This is a genomic window from Streptomyces sp. NPDC058955 (assembly GCF_042741435.1).
Taxonomy (GTDB): domain Bacteria; phylum Actinomycetota; class Actinomycetes; order Streptomycetales; family Streptomycetaceae; genus Streptomyces.
This window is the reverse complement of sequence record NZ_JBHYKM010000094.1, coordinates 1-17953: the sequence shown is the minus strand read 5'-3', so window position 1 is coordinate 17953 and position 17953 is coordinate 1. Positions and strand designations below refer to the sequence as shown.

Annotated in this window: 14 protein-coding genes and 1 pseudogene; 11 read left to right on the top strand and 4 right to left on the bottom strand. The window is 74.1% G+C overall.

Annotated elements, in window-relative coordinates:
* Positions 1 to 261: 261 nt before the first annotated feature.
* The 8 genes from ectA (at position 262) to ehuA (ending at position 6662) form a co-directional block, all read left to right on the top strand.
* Positions 262 to 810 (top strand): diaminobutyrate acetyltransferase, encoded by a 549-nt coding sequence (gene ectA / locus ACFW1I_RS28525; protein WP_384675238.1) that lies wholly within the window; start codon positions 262 to 264, stop codon positions 808 to 810.
* Positions 811 to 893: 83 nt separating this feature from the next.
* The gene (ectB, locus tag ACFW1I_RS28520; RefSeq protein WP_384675236.1) at positions 894 to 2150 is read left to right on the top strand and encodes a diaminobutyrate--2-oxoglutarate transaminase; all 1257 of its coding nucleotides are present in this window, start codon (positions 894 to 896) and stop codon (positions 2148 to 2150) included.
* A 27-nt stretch (positions 2151 to 2177) separates the two neighbouring features.
* On the top strand, positions 2178 to 2582 hold the full coding sequence (locus ACFW1I_RS28515) for an ectoine synthase (protein ID WP_384675234.1): 405 nt from the start codon (positions 2178 to 2180) through the stop codon (positions 2580 to 2582).
* A 116-nt stretch (positions 2583 to 2698) separates the two neighbouring features.
* Positions 2699 to 3598 carry an ectoine hydroxylase gene (gene thpD / locus ACFW1I_RS28510; RefSeq protein ID WP_384675232.1) on the top strand — a complete coding sequence of 300 codons (900 nt, stop codon included), beginning with the start codon at positions 2699 to 2701 and terminating at the stop codon, positions 3596 to 3598.
* Positions 3599 to 3639: 41 nt separating this feature from the next.
* Complete coding sequence (gene ehuB, locus ACFW1I_RS28505; protein ID WP_384675230.1) at positions 3640 to 4536, top strand: ectoine/hydroxyectoine ABC transporter substrate-binding protein EhuB; 897 nt, start codon at positions 3640 to 3642, stop codon at positions 4534 to 4536.
* Positions 4537 to 4547: 11 nt separating this feature from the next.
* A complete protein-coding gene (ehuC, locus tag ACFW1I_RS28500) occupies positions 4548 to 5225 on the top strand; it encodes an ectoine/hydroxyectoine ABC transporter permease subunit EhuC (protein WP_384675228.1) in 678 nt (225 codons plus the stop codon).
* A complete protein-coding gene (gene ehuD, locus ACFW1I_RS28495; RefSeq protein WP_384675226.1) occupies positions 5225 to 5860 on the top strand; it encodes an ectoine/hydroxyectoine ABC transporter permease subunit EhuD in 636 nt (211 codons plus the stop codon). The genes ehuC and ehuD overlap by 1 nt, the downstream gene beginning before the upstream one ends.
* A complete protein-coding gene (gene ehuA / locus ACFW1I_RS28490; RefSeq protein WP_384675224.1) occupies positions 5850 to 6662 on the top strand; it encodes an ectoine/hydroxyectoine ABC transporter ATP-binding protein EhuA in 813 nt (270 codons plus the stop codon). Before ehuD ends, ehuA begins: the two co-directional genes overlap by 11 nt.
* Here ehuA and ACFW1I_RS28485 read toward each other — a convergent pair.
* From ACFW1I_RS28485 to ACFW1I_RS28470, 4 genes are all read right to left on the bottom strand, one after another.
* On the bottom strand, positions 6655 to 6888 hold the full coding sequence (locus tag ACFW1I_RS28485; protein ID WP_384675222.1) for a hypothetical protein: 234 nt from the start codon (positions 6886 to 6888) through the stop codon (positions 6655 to 6657). The two genes, ehuA and ACFW1I_RS28485, sit on opposite strands and share 8 nt — an antisense overlap.
* Before the next feature lie 627 nt (positions 6889 to 7515).
* Positions 7516 to 10419: an FG-GAP repeat domain-containing protein gene (locus tag ACFW1I_RS28480; RefSeq protein ID WP_384675220.1), complete on the bottom strand. Its 2904-nt coding sequence runs from the start codon at positions 10417 to 10419 to the stop codon at positions 7516 to 7518.
* Between the two features lie 5 nt (positions 10420 to 10424).
* Positions 10425 to 12986 carry a S8 family serine peptidase gene (locus ACFW1I_RS28475; RefSeq protein ID WP_384675218.1) on the bottom strand — a complete coding sequence of 854 codons (2562 nt, stop codon included), beginning with the start codon at positions 12984 to 12986 and terminating at the stop codon, positions 10425 to 10427.
* A 136-nt stretch (positions 12987 to 13122) separates the two neighbouring features.
* Positions 13123 to 14688, bottom strand: a complete 1566-nt coding sequence (locus ACFW1I_RS28470; protein WP_384675216.1) for a phytoene desaturase family protein — start codon at positions 14686 to 14688, stop codon at positions 13123 to 13125.
* A gap of 123 nt (positions 14689 to 14811) precedes the next feature.
* Here ACFW1I_RS28470 and ACFW1I_RS28465 point away from each other — a divergent pair, with 123 nt between their 5' ends.
* From ACFW1I_RS28465 to ACFW1I_RS28455, 3 genes and pseudogenes are all read left to right on the top strand, one after another.
* A complete protein-coding gene (locus ACFW1I_RS28465; protein ID WP_384675214.1) occupies positions 14812 to 15207 on the top strand; it encodes an SHOCT domain-containing protein in 396 nt (131 codons plus the stop codon).
* A gap of 45 nt (positions 15208 to 15252) precedes the next feature.
* Positions 15253 to 16272 (top strand): DUF389 domain-containing protein, encoded by a 1020-nt coding sequence (locus ACFW1I_RS28460; RefSeq protein ID WP_384675212.1) that lies wholly within the window; start codon positions 15253 to 15255, stop codon positions 16270 to 16272.
* Between the two features lie 69 nt (positions 16273 to 16341).
* A pseudogene (locus ACFW1I_RS28455) lies at positions 16342 to 17643 on the top strand (DUF6777 domain-containing protein); the annotation flags it as partial.
* Positions 17644 to 17953 lie beyond the last annotated feature (310 nt).

Here is a 17953-nt window from a genome sequence, read left to right as displayed (position 1 = left end):
AACCGGTTCCGGCGCCGCCAAACGGCCTGTTGATCGGCGATCCGATAACGCTCCGGCGGCGCCGCGGCACGGATCGAAGGTGTTATGCCGTCGTTATGAACGGAACCTCTGTCCCGGTTTCAGCCGCTATGCACCCCCACATTTCTCGGGATGATCGTCCGAGGGCCGGTCCGCAGCCGCCGGGGCATAACACGGATCCGGTCCTTCCGGAACCCCGCAGGGCGAGGAAGTTCGCCGCTGCGCTGGGTAACTTCGGCGCCCATGACCCCAGCTCACACAGCACCGGAACACGTCCGGGACGAAGCGCCGGTCTCCGCCCGCTCATGGACCGTCGGGCGCCCACGGGTCGGCGACGGCGCCCAACTCTGGCGGCTCGCACGGGAGTCCGAGACCCTGGACGTCAACTCCTCCTACAGCTACCTCCTGTGGTGCCGCGACTTCGCCGAGACGTCCGCCGTCGCCCGCGACGCGGACGGACGGCCGCTGGGCTTCGTGACCGGCTACCTCCGCCCCGACGCGCCCGGGACGCTGCTGGTCTGGCAGGTCGCCGTCGACGCCGCGCACCGCGGGCTCGGCATCGCCGGGGCGCTCCTCGACCACCTCTCGGAGCGCGTCGCGGACTCGTGCCGGCTCGACGCCGTCGAGACCACCATCACCCCCGGCAACCTGGCGTCGGAGCGCCTGTTCGCCGCCTACGCCCGGCGGCACGGTGCCCGGGTGCGCCGGACGGTCCTCTTCCCGTCCGCCGCCTTCCCGGCCCCCGGCCACGAGGCCGAGGTGCTGCACCGCATCGCGCCGCTGGCCTTCTGAGCCCGCCGGCCGCCCGCCCCGCCACCGCCCGCCCCTTCACGGCCCGCCCACTCCGCCGCTCCCCCCACGTACTGGAGTCCCGCATGACGCTCATCGCCGAGACCGAACCCACCGTCTTCGAGACCGTCGAGTCGGAGGTACGCAGCTACTGCCGCTCCTGGCCCACCGTCTTCGAACGCGCCACGGGCAGCCGCCTGTTCGACGAGCACGGCCGTCCCTTCCTCGACTTCTTCGCCGGCGCCGGCTCGCTCAACTACGGCCACAACAACCCCGCCCTCAAGCGCCCGCTCCTCGACTACCTCGGCGGCGACGGCATCACCCACGGCCTCGACATGTCGACCACGGCCAAACGGCGGTTCCTAAAGACGTTCCAGGAGACCGTCCTCGCTCCCCGCGGCCTCCCCTACAAGGTGATGTTCCCGGGCCCGACCGGCACCAACGCCGTCGAGGCGGCCCTCAAACTCGCCCGCAAGGTCACCGGCCGGACGACCGTCGTCTCCTTCACCAACGCCTTCCACGGCATGTCCCTGGGCTCGCTCGCGCTCACCGGCAACGCCGGCAAGCGCGCCGGGGCCGGGGTGCCGCTGAGCCACACGGCGCAGATGCCGTACGACCACTACCTCGGCGGCCGGGTCCCGGACTTCCTCTGGTTCGAGCGGCTGCTGGAGGACTCCGGCTCCGGCCTCGACCATCCGGCCGCCGTCATCGTCGAGACGGTCCAGGGCGAGGGCGGCGTCAACGCGGCCCGCGCCGAGTGGCTGCGCGGCCTCGCCGACCTGTGCCGCCGCCGGGACATGCTCCTCATCGTCGACGACATCCAGATGGGCTGCGGCCGCACCGGCGACTTCTTCTCCTTCGAGGAGGCCGGCATCACCCCGGACGTCGTCACCCTCTCCAAGTCCATCAGCGGCTACGGACTGCCCATGTCCCTCTGCCTGTTCCGCGACGAACTCGACGTCTGGGAGCCCGGCGAGCACAACGGCACGTTCCGCGGCAACAACCCCGCCTTCGTCACCGCCACCGCCGCCCTCGACACCTACTGGCGCGACACCACGCTCCGCGACCGCACCCTCCGGCGGGCCGCCACCGTCGAGGCCGCCCTGGGCGAGCTGGGCGCCGGGACCGCGCCCCGCGGGCGCGGGCTCGTGTGGGGGCTGGAGTTCGCCGACGGCGAGCGGGCCCGGGCCGTCTGCCGGCGCGCCTTCGAACTCGGCCTCCTGGTCGAGACGTCCGGGCCCGGCGACGAGGTCGTCAAGCTGCTGCCCCCGCTGACCGTCACCGACGACGAACTCCACGAGGGACTCGGCATCCTCGCCCGCGCCGTCCGCCACACCGCCTGAACCACCCCCGCACGAAAGGCCACCGCCGTGATCGTCCGCACCTTCGACGAGCTGGAGAACACCGAGCGGCACGTGCGCTCCGCCTCCGGCACCTGGGAGAGCAAGCGCATCGTCCTCGCCCGCGAGCGCGTCGGCTTCTCCCTCCACGAGACCGTCCTGTACGCCGGGACCGAGACCGCCATGTGGTACGCGAACCACGTCGAGGCCGTCGTCTGCACCGCGGGCGAGGCCGAACTCACCGACCACGAGACCGAGACGACGTACACGATCGTCCCCGGCACCATGTACCTCCTCGACGGCCACGAGCGGCACACCCTGAGGGTCAAGGCCGACTTCCGCTGCCTGTGCGTCTTCAACCCGCCGGTCACCGGCCGCGAGGACCACGACGAGAACGGCGTCTACCCGCTGCTCACCGAACCCGGCGACGCGTGAACCCCGCCGCCTGAACCCCGGCGCGTGAACCCCGCGCCCGAACCCCCGCGCCCGAACCCCCGCGCGTGAATCCCCGACAGCCCCGCCCCGCACGTACGAGAAAGGCCAGCACCGCGATGACCACCGCTCCCGCCCGTCCCGTCGACCCGTACCCCACCCGCGGAACCGAGGAGGCCCTCGTCTACCGCAAGGAGCCCGTCGTCTGGTCGGAACCCGGCACGCCCGGCCCCTTCTGGCCGCGCGAACTGGAGGAGTACGAGCGCAACGGCTTCTTCGCCCAGGACGCCCTCGTCACCCCCGACGAGGTCACCGGACTCCGCGCCGAACTCGACCGGCTGGTCACCGACCCCCGCATCCGCGAGGACGAGCGGTCGATCGTCGAGCCGCGCTCGCGGGAGATCCGGTCCGTCTTCGAAGTGCACCGGATCAGCGAGGTGTTCGCCCGGCTCGCCGCCGACCCGCGGCTGGTGGACCGGGCGCGGCAGATCCTCGGCTCCGACGTCTACGTCCACCAGTCCCGGATCAACGTCAAGCCCGGCTTCGGCGCCAGCGGCTTCTACTGGCACTCCGACTTCGAGACCTGGCACGCCGAGGACGGACTGCCCCTGATGCGGGCCGTGTCGGTGTCGATCGCGCTGACCCCGAACCACACCACCAACGGCAGCCTGATGATCATGCCGGGCTCGCACCGCACCTTCCTCGGCTGCGCCGGCGAGACCCCGAAGGACAACTACAAGCGGTCGCTGCGCATGCAGGACGCCGGCATCCCCTCGCCCAAGGCGCTCACGACCTTCGCCGAGGCGTGCGGCATCGAGCACTTCACCGGCGACGCCGGATCCGCCGTCTGGTTCGACTGCAACGCCCTGCACGGCTCCGGCGACAACATCACGCCGTTCCCCCGGAGCAACGTCTTCCTCGTCTTCAACAGCGTCGAGAACGCGCCGGAGCTGCCGTTCGCCGCGCCCGTCCGGCGGCCGTCGTTCATCGCCGCCCGGGACACCACCCCGATCGGCTGACCCTCCCCCTCTCCCGTCCCCTCCCCCGCGAAAGGACGCCCATGACCCCGCAGCTCTCCCGCAGACACCTCCTCGTCGGAGCCCTCGCCGCGCCCGTCCTGCTCACCGCGTGCAGCCGGACGGAGGCCGGCACCGGCGCCCCCGCCGGGGACGCGGACCTGCTGGGGCGGCTGCGGCAGCAGGGCCACGTCCGGGTGGGATTCGCCGGCGAGGCCCCGTACGGCTTCCAGGACGGCGGCGAACTCGCCGGGGAGGCGCCCACGCTGCACCGGGAGATCTTCACCGCCCTCGGCATCCCCGAACTCCGGCCCACGCTCACCGAGTTCGGCTCCCTCATCCCCGGGCTGCTGGCCGGACGCTTCGACGTGGTGAGCGCGGGCATGGCCATCACGCCCGAACGCTGCGCCAAAGTGGCCTTCTCCGAGCCCGAGTTCGTCTCCCCCACCGCGCTCATGGTCCGCCGGGGGAACCCGGAGGGCCTGAGCGATCTGGCCTCCTGCGCGGGGAGGAAAGGGGTGCGCGTCGGCGTCCTGACGGCCGCCGTGGAGACGTCGTACGCGAAGGCGGCGGGCGTCCCGGACGGCTCCGTGGTGGCGGTGGCCAAGCAGCAGGACGGACTCGACGCCCTGCTCGCCGGCCGGATCGACGCCTTCGCCCTCACCGGCATCTCGCTGCGCTGGCTCGCCCGCGCCAACGGGGACGCGGCCGTGGAGGTCCTGGAGCCGTTCGTGCCGGAGGTCGACGGGGTGAAGCAGTACAGCCCCGGCGGCGCCGTCTTCCGGACCGGCGCCGTCTCGCTGCGGAAGGCGTTCGACGAGGAACTCGCCCGGATCACCGGCGACCCGGCCCGGTACGTGCGGCTGATCGGCAGGTACGGGTTCACCGAGCGCGAGGTGCCGCCGCGCACCCTGCGCACCGCGGATCTGTGCGCGGGGTGACGGGTTCCGGCATGGCCGTCTTCCTCTCCGAGCTGGGCCGGTCCCTCCCGGCACTGGGCGAAGGGCTCCTGGTGACCCTGGAGGCCACCGGGCTCGGCGCGGCCCTCGCGCTGCTCGTCGCCTTCGCCCTGGGCCTGGCCGCCCGCTCGCGCCTCCTCGTCGTCCGCGGCGGCGCCCGTGCCGTCGTCGAGTTCCTGCGCGGCACCTCGCTGTACGTCCAGCTGTTCTGGCTGTTCTTCGCGCTACCGATGCTCGGCTTCCGGCTGGAGCCCCTGGCCTGCGGGGTGCTCGCCTTCGGCCTCAACTACGGGGCGTACGGGGCGGAGGTGGTGCGGGGAGCGATCGCCGCCGTCCCCGCCGCCCAGACCGAGGCGGCGATCGCGCTGGGCATGTGCCCGGGGCTGCGCCTGCGGCGGATCCTGCTGCCACAGGCGTACGCGCTGATGATCCCGCCCTTCAAGAACCTGCTGATCCAGCTGCTCAAGGCGACACCGCTGCTGTCCCTGGTCACCGTCGCCGATCTCACCTTCCAGGTCGACCAGTTGCGCGCCGCGACGGGCGGCACGGCCGCCGCCTATCTGCTGCTGCTCCTGGTGTACTTCGGCGTCGCCGCACTCCTCGGCGCGGGCATGAACGCGCTGGAGCGGCGGGCGCGGGCGCGGCTCGGCGCCACGGGCGGTGGCGCGTGATGTGGGACATGGACGCGGCGCGTGCCGCGCTGCCCGTCGTGCTGTCCGGTTTCGGCGTCACCCTGCTCGCCACGGTGCTCGGCTTCGCCGTGGCCGTGGTCGCCGGCCTCGGCGTCGCCCTGCTCCAGCGGTCCGGCGTCCGGTGGATCGCGCTGCCCGTCGGCGCGCTGGCCACGTTCGTGCGCTCGACGCCCGTGATGGTGCAGCTGTTCGCCGCGTGGGTGCTGGTGCCGGGCCTGGACGCGCTGACGCTCGGCGTCCTGGTCCTGGGCCTGCACTACGCCACGTACCTGTCCGAGGTGTACCGGGCCGGGATCGACGCCGTGCCCAAGGGGCAGTGGGAGGCGTGCACGGCGCTGTCCCTGCCGCGGCGGCGGGTGTGGCGGGCGGTGATCCTGCCGCAGGCCGTGCGGAAGGTGCTGCCCTCGCTCGGGAACTACGCGATCTCGATGTTCAAGGAGACGCCGTTCCTCTCGGTCATCACGGTGGACGAGATGGTCCGCGAGGCGAGCACCTTCGGCAGCACCCACTTCGCCTATCTGGAGAGCTTCACCCTGGCCGCCGCCGTGTTCCTGCTCGCGAGCTGGCCGACGTCCCTGCTCGTCCGCCGACTGGAGGCCCGCCTTGCCCACTGAACCCACCACGCCCGGGGCCGTCTCCGTGAAGGCCGCGGAGAAGGTCCGGTTTGCCGGGGTGACGAAACGGTTCGGGGAGCACACCGTCCTCGACGGGCTCGACCTCGCGGTCGCTCCGGGCGAACGCGTCACCCTGATCGGGCCCAGCGGCTCCGGGAAGACGACCATCCTGCGGCTGCTGATGACCCTGGAGCGGGTCACGGACGGCGTGATCCACCTGGACGGGGAGCCGTTCTCGCACATGCCGTCCGGCCGCGGGGGCGGACTCGTCCCGGCGGACGAGAGCCATCTCGCCCCGCGCCGCCGGCGCATCGGGATGGTGTTCCAGCAGTTCAACCTCTTCCCGCACATGAGCGTCCTCGCGAACGTCATGGAGGCGCCCCGGCACGTCCTGGGCCTCGACGGGGACGAGGCCGCCGCCCGTGCCAGGGACCTCCTCGGCCTCGTCGGGCTCGCCGACAAGGAGGACGCCCACCCCACCCGGCTCTCCGGCGGCCAGCAGCAGCGCGTCGCCATCGCCCGGGCCCTCGCGATGCGCCCCGACCTCCTCCTCCTGGACGAGGTGACCTCGGCGCTCGACCCCGAACTGGTGGCGGAGGTCCTGGACGTGCTGCGGGACGTCGCCGCCGGCACCGACATCACGATGCTCTGCGTCACCCACGAGATGGGCTTCGCCCGCGACGTCTCCGACCGCGTCCTGATGTTCGACCGGGGCCGCGTCCTCGAATCCGGCCGGCCGGACGCCCTCCTCGACGCACCCGGACACGAGCGGACCCGCGCCTTCCTCCGCTCGATCAGGTGACGGCCTCCGCGGGTCCCGCGGGCGGGCGGTCGGCGGAAGCGGCCTGCGGGCGGTCGATTCGGAGGGCGAAGACCGTGGCCTGGACCGCTACCACCGCGGAGACGGCCGCCGTGACCAGGACGGTCGTCGAGCCCTCCCAGATCTTCCCGATGACGACGCCCAGCAGGAACGGGACGCCCAGCACGCCGGCGGTCTTCGCCGGGCCGAAGCCGACCCGCGCCCGCACCGGCCGGGGGGGGGGCGGGGCGGGGCCCCCCCCCCCCCCCCCCCCCCCCCCCCCCCACCCCCCCCCCCCCCCCCCCCCCCCCGCCGCCGTACGCGCCGATGAACGCGACCGCGGCCGCCAGCTCGCCCGTCGTGCGCAGGTCCAGCGGCCGGTTCAGCGCGGCCGGAACGGGAGGACGCAGCCGCACACGGAGCACGTCGGTCCTGCCGGAGCGCGCCTCGCGGGCGGAGTCCACCGTGCCCCGCAGTGTGCGCAGGCAGTCCGCAGCACCGTCCGGCACCGGCTCCCGGGCCGCGCAGGGCACGGCGTCGAGGTAGCCGCGCTCGGCGTCGATCAGTCCGGGGAGCGCCGCGCCCAGCGCGGCCGCGCCGCCCAGGGCCAGCAGGCCGAGCAGCGCGCAGAGGAGCCCCCACAGGCGCTGCCCCCGGGCCGATCCCCACCGGTCCGCCGTCCCGGACGGCGTGTTCTCCGCCGCGATTGAGCCACATGGCGGCGCTCACGCGTCAGGCGCGTCTCCGGCAGGCTGGCGCCGTCTCCGGTACCGGCCTCCGGCAACGTCGCACGCGCGCACGCGCGCGTGGACCCCCCGGGCATGGCCCAGGGGGTCCGGTGGGAGCCCGGTGCGGGTCAGGACAGGGTGAACACCGTCATCTGGTGGATGGCGTTGTTCAGGGACAGCACTCCGCCGCCGAGGAGTTCGGCCGCGCGGTTCACGCCGAAGTGGTCGTGGTTGAGCGACACCATCTCGTCGTCGCCGTCGCCGTCCAGGTCGGCGGCGACGTAGCCGCGGCCGCCCATGAGGGTGGCGCCGCCGTTGCTGGACTGGAAGATGCCGCCGCTGGTGAGCACCGACGGGTCGTACGCGGCCAGTCCGGCCTCGGTGCCGCCGGCCACGAGCTTGCGTCCGCCGGGGCCGTCGATGAACTGCGCGGTGCGCAGGGGCAGCGTCACCGAGCTGTAGGTCCGGGCGCCGTCGGCGCCGAAGCCGTTGAACACACCGAAGCTGAGCTGGTACAGCGGGGTGGTGGCGCCGTCGGTGAAGTAGTTTCCGTGCGAGAAGGGGCTGCCGCCGACGAACTGGTGCAGCAGCTCGCCGGTGCGCCCGTCGCGGATCTCGATGACGACGCGCGGGGTGGCGGTGGAGACGTCGCCTGCGGTCGTCGGGTCCGCCTTGATGATCCAGGTGTGGACGACCGCGTTCCCGTCCGCGTACGGGATGCCCGGCGAGGCGAAGACGCCGTGGTCGAGGACGGCGCCGTGCAGCTTGCCGTCGGCCGCGCGGGCCGGGGCCACCGGGTCGGCGGTCCACCGCACGGCGCCCGTCGCGCCGTCGAGGGCGACGCCGTTCGCGACCGCGTCGGAGGCGCTGAACGCGCCCAGGGTGCTGTACTGCGTGTGCACCCGCCCGCCGGAGACGACCGTGTCGGAGAAGACGACCTCGCCCTCGGCCGCCGGAGCGGAGTAGGACCACAGCTGCGCGCCGCTCGCGTCGTACACGCGCAGGGCGTCGGTCGGGACGAGGATCTCGGCCCTGCCGTCACCCGTCACGTCGGCGACGGTGACCGAGCGGACGTACGTCCCGCCGCCGTCGACGGTCGTGAGGGTCGCGCCGGTCCTGCCGTCGAGGACGGTGGTGGCGGTGTCCGCGGCGACGGCGACGTCCGGCGTGCCGTCGCCGTTCACGTCACCGGTGGCGAGGGCGTGGACCTCGCCGGCGACCGTGGCCCGCCACAGCTGCTTCGGCGCACCGTCGACCAGCGAGGTGCCGGAGTAGGCCCACACCCCGTTCGAGGAGCCGCCGACCACGACGTCGTCCTTGCCGTCGCCGTCGAAGTCCGCGGCCCGACCGTGGCTGAGGTCGCCCTGGAGCGGGGTCAGGCGCTTCTGTCCGCCGTTGCCGAGGCTGTACTCGCGGATGTTCTGCTGCTGGTCGACGACGCGGACGTAGTCGGAGCCGTCGGCGGAGTAGACCTGCTGGGAGAGGGGTGACGCCTCCACGCCGGAGTGCCGCCACTTGACCTTGCCGTTGCCGGTGAACGCGGTCAGCGAGCCGTACCGCTGGCCGCCCGGGTTGGCCCCGGTGCCCAGGCCCGTGTCGTCCTGGGCGGCGGCGACCAGGGTGCCGCCCTTGACGGCGAGGCTCCAGGTGCTGGGCCCGTCGGCGTAGTTGGCGGCGCCGCGCTTGGTGGTGTACGTCCAACGGGCCGTGGCGCCGTCCGAGCCGTCGAGGACCCGGATCGTGGCGGCGTTCACGTAGAAGGAGGGGGCGAAGGTGGACTCGGCGACCACGTACTCGGTGCCGCCGCCGGTGGCCGCGTCGCCGACGGTGAGGGCGGTGGGCAGGGCGTTGACCCGGGTGTCGAGCGTGGTGCGCGTCCCGTCCGCCAGGGCGTAGGCGGCGACCTCGTACCGCATGCCGTCGCTGGTGTCGGCCTGTTCCACGGCGACGATCCGGCCGCGGGCCGCGTCCAGGCGCAGCTGGCGTCCGTAGAGGGCGCTGTCCGTCTGCCAGGTGACCGAGCCGTCGGCGGTGTCGAGGACGAGGGTGCGTCCGCGGGCGGCGGTCGTGGAGGTCTTGCGCAGGTCCCAGACCGCGGCGACCTTGCCGCCGCCGACGGCCTCCAGGGCGGCCCAGGTGGCGGCGGCGGTGGTGCCGGTGTCGTACGTCCAAGTCGTGGCCGGGGTCAGCGCGCCGTCGGCGTACGAGAAGCGGATGCCGGTGAGGGTGGCCGTCCGGGTCTGCGGCGCGTTCTGGTTGAGGCGCGGCGCGTCGGCGATCAGCAGGGTGCCGTCGACGACCTTGACCAGGGAGGCGTTCGCGTACAGCTTCGACCACAGGGTGGTGCCGGTCGCGCCGTCGAGGACCGTCACGAAGGTGCCGGTGGGCAGCGTCGATCCGGGCGAGGTGAAGGGCCGGTACGGGCTCGCGCCCACGCTCGCCGTGAGGACGAGGTCCGGCGTGCCGTCGCCGGTCAGGTCGGCGGTGTCGAAGCCCTGGTCGGAGTTGGGTGTGAACGGGGAGACCGCGTTGTAGCCCATCAGGATCCGCGCCGGGTAGGGCTCGACCTGGTACGCCCTCAGCGGCTTGACCTGCCAGTCCGTGTACAGCGATCCGTTGGTGCGGGCCCAGGCGGTGGAGCCGTCGGCCCGGTGCAGCTGGACGTTGCCGAGGCTGTGCACGGTGAAGTAGCCGCCGTCGGCGCCGGCCGGGACGGTGGCGGCGACGCCGCGCACGCCCTCCAGCGTGGACCTCTTGGTGAAGGTGACGGGGGCGGTGGCGGCGGCCGTGCCGGAGGTCGCGTCGGTGGTCGCGTCGGTGGCGGCCGTGTCGTCCGTCGTGGACAGGGCGTCGCCGTACACGTCGACGTTCACGTGCTCGGCCAGCGTCCGCGCCTGTTCGGCGGTGAGCGTGATCGCGGTGGTGCCCGCGTCGTCGGCGGCCAGCGCGTGCGGCGCCGTGGTCAGGGCGAGTCCCGCCGCGACGAGGGCGGAGGCGAGCGCCAGGGCGCGTCGGGGGGTGGGGGTGCGCATGCTCGTCACTTCGCTTCCTGCGCGAATCGGATCGCCGAACCGGCCGTCAGGACGGCCTGGTCGTAGGCGTACGGGAGGGCGTCGGTGCCGGTCTGGTTCTCGATGCCGACGGTGGCGGAGGAGCCGTTGCCCGGGACGGACCGGTACTGGAAGGTGATCGCGCCGGTGGCCTCGTCGAAGACCGCCTCGAAGGTGGTGCGGGTGCCGCTGCCGTCGGCGAACAGGACGTCGTTCCAGACGATGGCGAACCTGCGGGCGCCGGCGGTGCCGGTGGTGGCCGTCTGCACGCTGGACTTCTTGTCGAGGGTCAGGTCGTCCCAGAGCGGGGCGACGATGCCGTTGGGCTTGGCGGACTCGGGCAGCGCGGTGTTGGCGTAGTCGCCGACGCGCGGTTCGAGGAAGTTCACCAGGCCGTCGGTGGTGACGGAGGCGCTGGTGTACGGGACGCCGTACAGCGTGACCGGGAACGGCAGCGCGATCGTCTCGGCGTCCTCGTCGCCGCTGAGCGCGACCTTGGTGGAGCCGGGGATCCAGGAGTACGCGGCCGGGGCGCAGGTGGTGCCGGAGGCGTCGGAGCGGGCCGGGAGGCGGACGGTGCGGGTCTCGGCGCCGTCGACGGTCAGGCTCGTGGTGGACTCGCCGTTGCACAGGACCGGCTCGGTGGGCGTCACGGTCAGCGGGTAGGTGCCCTCGGCGACCTTCGGCAGGGTGAACGTGCCGTCGGCGCCGGAGGTGACCGTGCCGACCGGGGTGCCGGTGACCTGGACGGTGGCGCCGGCGAGCGGCCTGCCGGTGACGTCGAGGACGGTGCCGGTGACGGCGTGGGCGGGCAGCGCGGTGAGGGCGATGTCCTGGGTGAGCGGTTCGCCGGTGGTCAGTTCGACGCCGGTGAGGGTCTTCGGCGCGTAGCCGTAGCCGCTGAGCGTGAAGTCGTACGTGCCGGGGGTGAACGCCATGCGGTAGCCGCCGTCGGCGCCGGTGCGGACGGTGCGCTCGCCGGTGGCGGCGTCGACGGCCCGGACGGTGATGCCCTGCAGCGGGGCGCCGGTGGCCCGGTCGGTGACCTTGCCGGTGACGGTGACGGCGGTGTGCGGGGCCCTGTCGACGGCGGCGAGGATGTCGAGCCTGCCCTGGCCCCACACGTTGTTCATGCCGGCGGTGCCGCCGCAGTGGGTGTCGTCGACGTCGACGGCGGCCTCGTCGAGGAGCCTGCGCGTCTCGTCGACGTCGCCGATCAGTGACGGGGCGGACGACCACAGGAGCGCGACGGCGCCGGCGACGTGCGGGGTCGCCATCGACGTACCGGAGCTGGCCCGGTACGCCGAACCCGGCCACGTGGAGGTGATGTCGACGCCGGGCGCCGCGATGTTGGGCTTGGCGGAGCCGTCGACCGGCGACGGGCCGAAGCCGGAGAAGGAGGCGATCCTGCCCTTGGCGTCGTAGGCGCCGACGCCGTAGGCGGGTGCCTGCGCGCCGGGCGCGGCCGTCGTGGAGCAGGTGGTGCCGTCGCCGTCGTTGCCGGCCGCGAAGGCCTCGAAGATGCCCGCGGCCTTCCAGGCCTCGACGATGTCCTGGTAGAACGTCGTCTCGCCGCCGCCCCAGGAGTTGTTGACGATGTTCGGGGCGAGGTCGGGGCGCGGGTTCTGCCCGTCGCGGTCGGTCGGCGCGAGGATCCACTGGCCGGCGGCGAGCAGGTTCGCGTCCGAGCACTGGGACGACTCGCAGCCCTTGGCGGCGATCCACTTCGCGCCCGGGGCGACGCCGATGCCGTTCCGGCCGGTCATCGTGCCCATGGTGTGGGTGCCGTGGCCGTTGTTGTCGCACGGGGTGGTGCTGGTGGCGCACGTCCCGGACGGGTCGTAGAAGTTGTAGTCGTGGGTGAAGCTGCCGTCGCCGTTGTTGCCGCGGTAGCCGGCGACGAGGTCGGGGTGGTCGTACTGCACGCCCGAGTCGACGTTGGCGATGACGATGCCCTCGCCGCGGTTCTGGTACTCCGCCCACACCTGGTCGGCCTTGATGTCCCGGACGCCCCACTCGGGGGTGGCGTCGCCGGTGGCGGAGGAGGCGGTGCGCGCCGCGGTGACCTCGCCGCCGGCCGCCTCGACGTCGTCCAGTGCGTACGTCCGCGCGAGGACGAGCCGCTCGACGTCGTCGCGCCGGGCGAGTTCGGCGACGAGTTCCCGGCCGCCGGTGACCTGGACGGCGTTGGCGATCCAGTAGTCCCGGTGGCCGACCTTCCTCTTGTCGAGGAAGGAGCCGAGGGGGCGCTGGCTCTCCCGCGCGGTCTCCTTCAGCGCCGTGTACGCGGCCGTGGCGGCCTTCGCGTGCGAGGTCTGCTTTCTGGCGGCGGCCAGGTCGGCCCGGCTCTCCAGGACGACGAAGAAGGAGGCTTCGCCGCCGTCCTGGACGGCCTGCGTGAGCGCGGCGTCGACGTCGGCGGCCGTCGCGTCCGCCCGTGCGGGGTCGGCGAGCGCGGGCACCGGGCTGGTCAGCAGGGCCGCGGCGGCGGACAGCGTGGCCGCCGCCCACACGGCACGTCTGCGCCTCGGCGGTCGGGACAGGGACATGGGTGGCACCCTTCCGGGGGGAGGTACGGGATGCCCGCACCCTAGGAAGGGGCCGTTACTGGGCCATTACAGCCCGCCGGAGGCCGCCGCCGCCGCGTGGATGCCGGGCCCCCGGCCCGTCCTGACCCGTCGTCCGTCAGCGGCCGAGCGCGGCCATCGCCGCGTTGTGCCCCGGGATGCCGCTGACCCCGCCGCCGCGCACCGCCCCGGCGCCGCACAGCAGCACGTTCGGGTGGGCGGTCTCCACTCCCCACCGTCCCGTCGTGCCGTCGGCGTACGGGAAGGACAGGTCGCGGTGGAAGATGTGACCGCCCGGCAGGCGCAGGTCGCGCTCCAGGTCCAGCGGGGTCTTGGCCTCGACGCAGGGCCGCCCGTCCTCGTCGACCGCCAGGCAGTCGGCGATCGGTTCGTCGAGGTGGGCGTCGAGCTCGGCGAGGGTGGCCTCTAGGAGGGCGTCGCGGGTCGTGTCGTGGGCGGCTCCGGCGGGGAACAGCCGGGCCGGGGTGTGGAGTCCGAAGAGGGTCAGGGTCTGGTAACCCCGGGCGGCGAGCCCGGGTCCGAGGATCGACGGGTCGGTCAGGGAGTGGCAGTAGATCTCCGACGGCGGCGCGGCGGGGAGCCGGCCGGCCGCGGCCTGCGCGTGGGCGGCCTCCAACTGGGCGTACCCCTCGGCGACGTGGAAGGTCCCGGAGAACGCCTGCCGCGGGTCGACGGCCCGGTCGCGGAGCCTCGGCAGCCGGCGCAGCAGCATGTTGACCTTGAGCTGGGAGCCTTCCGCCGGGGCGGGCGGCGTCTCGCCGAGGAGGGCGGCGAGGGCCTGCGGCGAGGCGTTCACCAGCACCTGGCGGGCGGCGACCGTCCCCTCGCCGTCCCGGGTGCGGAAGGCGACCTCCGCGATCTCGCCGTCCGTGTCGACGCGGATCGCCTCGTGGCCGGTGACGAGCTCCGCGCCCGCGCCGCGCGCCGCGTCCGCGAGCGCGTCGGTCAGGGCGCCCATGCCGCCCACGGGCACGTCCCAGTCGCCGGTGCCGCCGCCGATGACGTGGTAGAGGAAGCAGCGGTTCTGCGCCAGGGACGGATCGTGGGCGCCGGCGAAGGTGCCGATGAGGGCGTCGGTCAGGACGACGCCGCGGACCAGGTCGTCGGCGAAGTGCCGCTCGATCGCGGCGCCGATGGGCTCCTCGAACAGCATCCGCCAGGTCGCGTCGTCGCCGACCCTGGCCCGCAGTTCGTCCCGGGTCGGCAGCGGCCCGGTCAGGGTCGGGAAGATCCGCCCGGCCGCCGTCCGGATCCGGCCGTAGAACGCCTCCCAGGCCTCGTACTCGCGGTCCGATCCGGTCAGCGCCGCGAAGGAGTCGCGGGTGCGCTCCCCGCCGACCAGCAGCCCGGTGGGCCGCCCGCCGCGCTCCACCGGCGTGTACGAGGAGACGGTCCGCTTCCGCACGGCGAAGCGCAGCCCCAGCTCGCGGACGATCGTGTCGGGCAGCAGGGACACCAGGTACGAGTAGCGGGACAGGCGGGCGTCGACCCCGGCGAACGGCCGGGTGGAGATCGCCGCTCCCCCGGTGCGCCCGAGCCGTTCCAGGACGAGGACGGAGCGGCCCGCGCGGGCCAGATAGGCGGCGGCGACGAGGCCGTTGTGGCCTCCGCCGACGACGACGGCGTCGTACACGTCCCGGGAGAACTCCTGAGCTGCTGGCATGCCTCTTCGTAGCACGGCACCGGGGGCGGGACCAGAGACCGGATCCGGCCCGAATCGCGCCCCGCACCGGATCATCCGATACTTCCGGAAACGGACATCGGGCCGAGGCGAGCCGGAGGCGACGTGGACGACTACCCGCTGCTGAACGTGTTCTGGACCATGTGCTGGTTCTTCCTGTGGATCATGTGGTTCTTCCTGCTGTTCAGGATCGTCACCGACATCTTCCGGGACCACGAGCTGAGCGGCTGGGGCAAGGCGGGCTGGCTGGCCTTCTGCATCCTGCTGCCCTTCCTCGGCGTGCTCGTGTACGTCATCGCGCGCGGCACCGGCATGACCCGGCGCGACGTCCAGCAGGCCAGGGCGTCCGAGGCCGCATTCCAGGAGTACGTCCGCAAGGCCGCCGGCACCTCTGGCGGAAGCGGCGGCGCGGCGGAACTGGCCCGGCTCGCCGAGCTGAAGGAGAAGGGCGCGCTCAGCGACGCCGAGTACGAGCGGGCCAAGGCGAAGCTGCTCGCCTGACCGGCGCCCCGACCGATGTCCACCCCTCGTCGAAAGGCCGCCGCTTTGGGGAAGGTCGACGCGGCGGCCGCCCGCCGGATGGCCGACTCGCTCTTCATCGAACGCGACTGGCGCAGTCCCAGCTCCTCCCGGTTCTGGGTGCTGCTGGTGCTGGCGTCGGTCATCGCGGGCGCCGGCGTGGTCGGCGACTCCACCGCCACCGTCATCGGCGCGATGATCGTGGCCCCGCTGATGACGCCGATCCTCGGGACCGCGCTGGCCCTGGTCCTCGCGGACCGGCCGCACGTGGTGCGCAGCGCGCTGCTCGTGTTCGGCGGCGCGGTGGCGGTGGTGTGCATCGGGATGCTGCTGGGCTGGATCGTCTCGCCCCCGGACGCGTTCGCCACCAACAGCCAGGTGTCCTCCCGGATCAGCCCGCGTCTGATCGACCTCTTCGCGGCCCTGGCCACCGGTACCGTCGGCGCGTTCGCCCTCGTCCGCACCGACATCTCCGACGCCCTGCCGGGCGTCGCCATCGCCATCTCGCTGGTCCCGCCGCTGGCCGTCACGGGACTGCTGATCGCGGTGGGGCGCTACCACGACGCCGGGGAGTCCGCGCTGCTCTTCGCGACCAACGTCGCCGCGATCGTCGCCACCGGCACCCTCGTCTTCCTCGGCTACCGGGTCCGCGACGCGGGCCGCGCGGCCGGCCTCACGGTCGGGGCGTTCCACGGCCGGACCCTCGTCGCGGTGGCGGCGGTGGTGCTCCTCGTCGCGGTCCCCCTCACGACGGGCACGCTCGCGGTCGCCCGCGACCGCGCCCTGGCCGCCGACGCGGGCCCCGTCGCCGACCGTTGGGCCGCGGCCGGCGCCTGGCAGATCGCCTCCGTCGACGCCCGCAACGGCGTCGTCCTCATCGACGTCCTCGGCCTCCCGCCCCAGCCGGCCCCCGGCGCGCTCCGCGCCGCCCTCGACCGCGCCGGCATGGCCGACGCCGACCTCCAGCTCCGCCTCGTCGGAGGCCGCACCCACTGGTGCCCCGCGAACACCACCACCTGCACGGTGGAACACGCGCGGACCGACTGACTCCGTGTGCGGGTGCGGGGTGCGCGTCCGGCGCCCAGAATGGCGCCGAACGGAAGAAAGGGACAGAACGTGACTTCACCGCCGCCGCCTTCCGGCCCACCGTCGGTCCCTCCCACCGGTCCGCCCACGGGACCGCCCTCGGGGCCGCTCTCCGGCCAGGCCACCCGCCCCGGGGTCGCCGGCCCCCCGTCCCCGCCCGAGCCGCCGCACGACGGCGGCGGGGGCGGAGGCGGGGGCGGGGGCGGCGGAGGCGGGGGTGAGGGCGGCGGTCCCGGCGGCGGCAAGGGCGGCGGGACGCCGTGGTGGCGTTCGGTGCCGAAGGTCGCCTCGCTCACCGCCGTCGTCGTCGCGGCCGCCGCGCTCACCGTGCTCCTCGTCGGCCGGTCGGACGACAAGGGCGACACCGCCGGGTCCGGCGGCAGCGGGGAGGTCTTCCTGCAGAACACCTCCGCCTCCGGGCCCGACCCCTTCACGGCCTCCACCGCCCGCGCGGACAGCACGTCCGGGGCCGCCTCGCTGCCGCCGCGGACCGGTACGGCCGAGGCCGCGACACCGCAGGTCTCGGGCTCCACGCCGGGCCTGTACGGCGGCACGCGCGCGTCGGCGAGCTGCAACGTCGAGCAGCAGGTCCGCTACCTCGCCGCCGAACCCGCCAAGAACGACGCCTTCGCGAAGGTCCTCGGCCTGGAGGCGAACGCGGTGCCGGGCTACCTCCGCTCCCTGACCCCGCTCCAGCTCCGGGTGGACACCCGGGTGACCAACCACGGCTACCGGAACGGCGAGGCCACCGCGTACCAGGCGGTCCTCCAGGCGGGGACGGCCGTCCTCGTCGACGGCCGGGGCGTGCCCCGGGTGCGGTGCGCCTGCGGCAATCCGCTGACCGAGCCGGTGGCGCAGAAGGAACCGCGCACCACGGGCACCCCGTGGCCGAGCTACAACGCCTCCCAGGTCGTGGTGGTGGCGCCGTCGGTGACGGTGGTGAACGTGTTCGTCGTGTACGACCCCGAGGACGACGCCTGGTTCGCGCGGAAGCACGGCGACACCGGTCGGCACGACAAGCCGACCCCGCCGCCGCCCCGGCCGACGCCGACCACGACGTCCGCGTCCCCGTCCACGTCGTCCACCTCGCCGTCGGTCACCCCGACCTCGCCGACGCCGTGCGTGACGGTGACCGGCAGCGAGACGCCGACGCCGAGCGGCGGCGTCACGCCGTCCCCGTGCCCGTCCACGCTGTCGCCGACCGTGACGACGCCCACGCCGAGCCCGTCGACGGACACCTCGTCGCCGTCGGACTCCCCCTCCGACTCGCCCTCCGACACTCCGTCGGACTCGCCGTCGGACTCGCCGTCCGACACGGACACGCCGTCCGACGCGGTGGACACCACCACCGACGGGGTGACGGACACCGCCACCACCGACGGCACGGACGGGCGTTCCGCGTCGGCCAGTTCCTCCTCCGGCCTGTCGCCGCTGAGCCCTTCCGGCTCCGGATCGAGCTCCGGCACGGCCTCGCTGCCGGCCCCCGGTCCCGAGGGTCAGCCCGTGGCCTGAGGCCCCCGTTCCACGCGGACGCCCGACCGGCCCCCGCCCGGGGCGGGGGGGCGCCCCGCCCCCCCCCCGCGCGGGGCCCCCCCCCCCCCCCCGGGGGGGGCCGGGCGCGCCCGCGCCCGCGCGGGGGCGC

Bases quoted from the DNA above. Each gene is read 5' to 3' on its own strand.
- ectA (WP_384675238.1), top strand. From the start codon at position 262: ATGACCCCAGCTCACACAGCACCGGAACACGTCCGGGACGAAGCGCCG.
- ectB (WP_384675236.1), top strand. From the start codon at position 894: ATGACGCTCATCGCCGAGACCGAACCCACCGTCTTCGAGACCGTCGAG.
- thpD (WP_384675232.1), top strand. From the start codon at position 2,699: ATGACCACCGCTCCCGCCCGTCCCGTCGACCCGTACCCCACCCGCGGA.
- ehuB (WP_384675230.1), top strand. From the start codon at position 3,640: ATGACCCCGCAGCTCTCCCGCAGACACCTCCTCGTCGGAGCCCTCGCC.
- ehuC (WP_384675228.1), top strand. From the start codon at position 4,548: ATGGCCGTCTTCCTCTCCGAGCTGGGCCGGTCCCTCCCGGCACTGGGC.
- ehuD (WP_384675226.1), top strand. From the start codon at position 5,225: ATGTGGGACATGGACGCGGCGCGTGCCGCGCTGCCCGTCGTGCTGTCC.
- ACFW1I_RS28480 (WP_384675220.1), bottom strand. From the start codon at position 10,419: ATGCGCACCCCCACCCCCCGACGCGCCCTGGCGCTCGCCTCCGCCCTC.
- ACFW1I_RS28475 (WP_384675218.1), bottom strand. From the start codon at position 12,986: ATGTCCCTGTCCCGACCGCCGAGGCGCAGACGTGCCGTGTGGGCGGCG.
- ACFW1I_RS28470 (WP_384675216.1), bottom strand. From the start codon at position 14,688: ATGCCAGCAGCTCAGGAGTTCTCCCGGGACGTGTACGACGCCGTCGTC.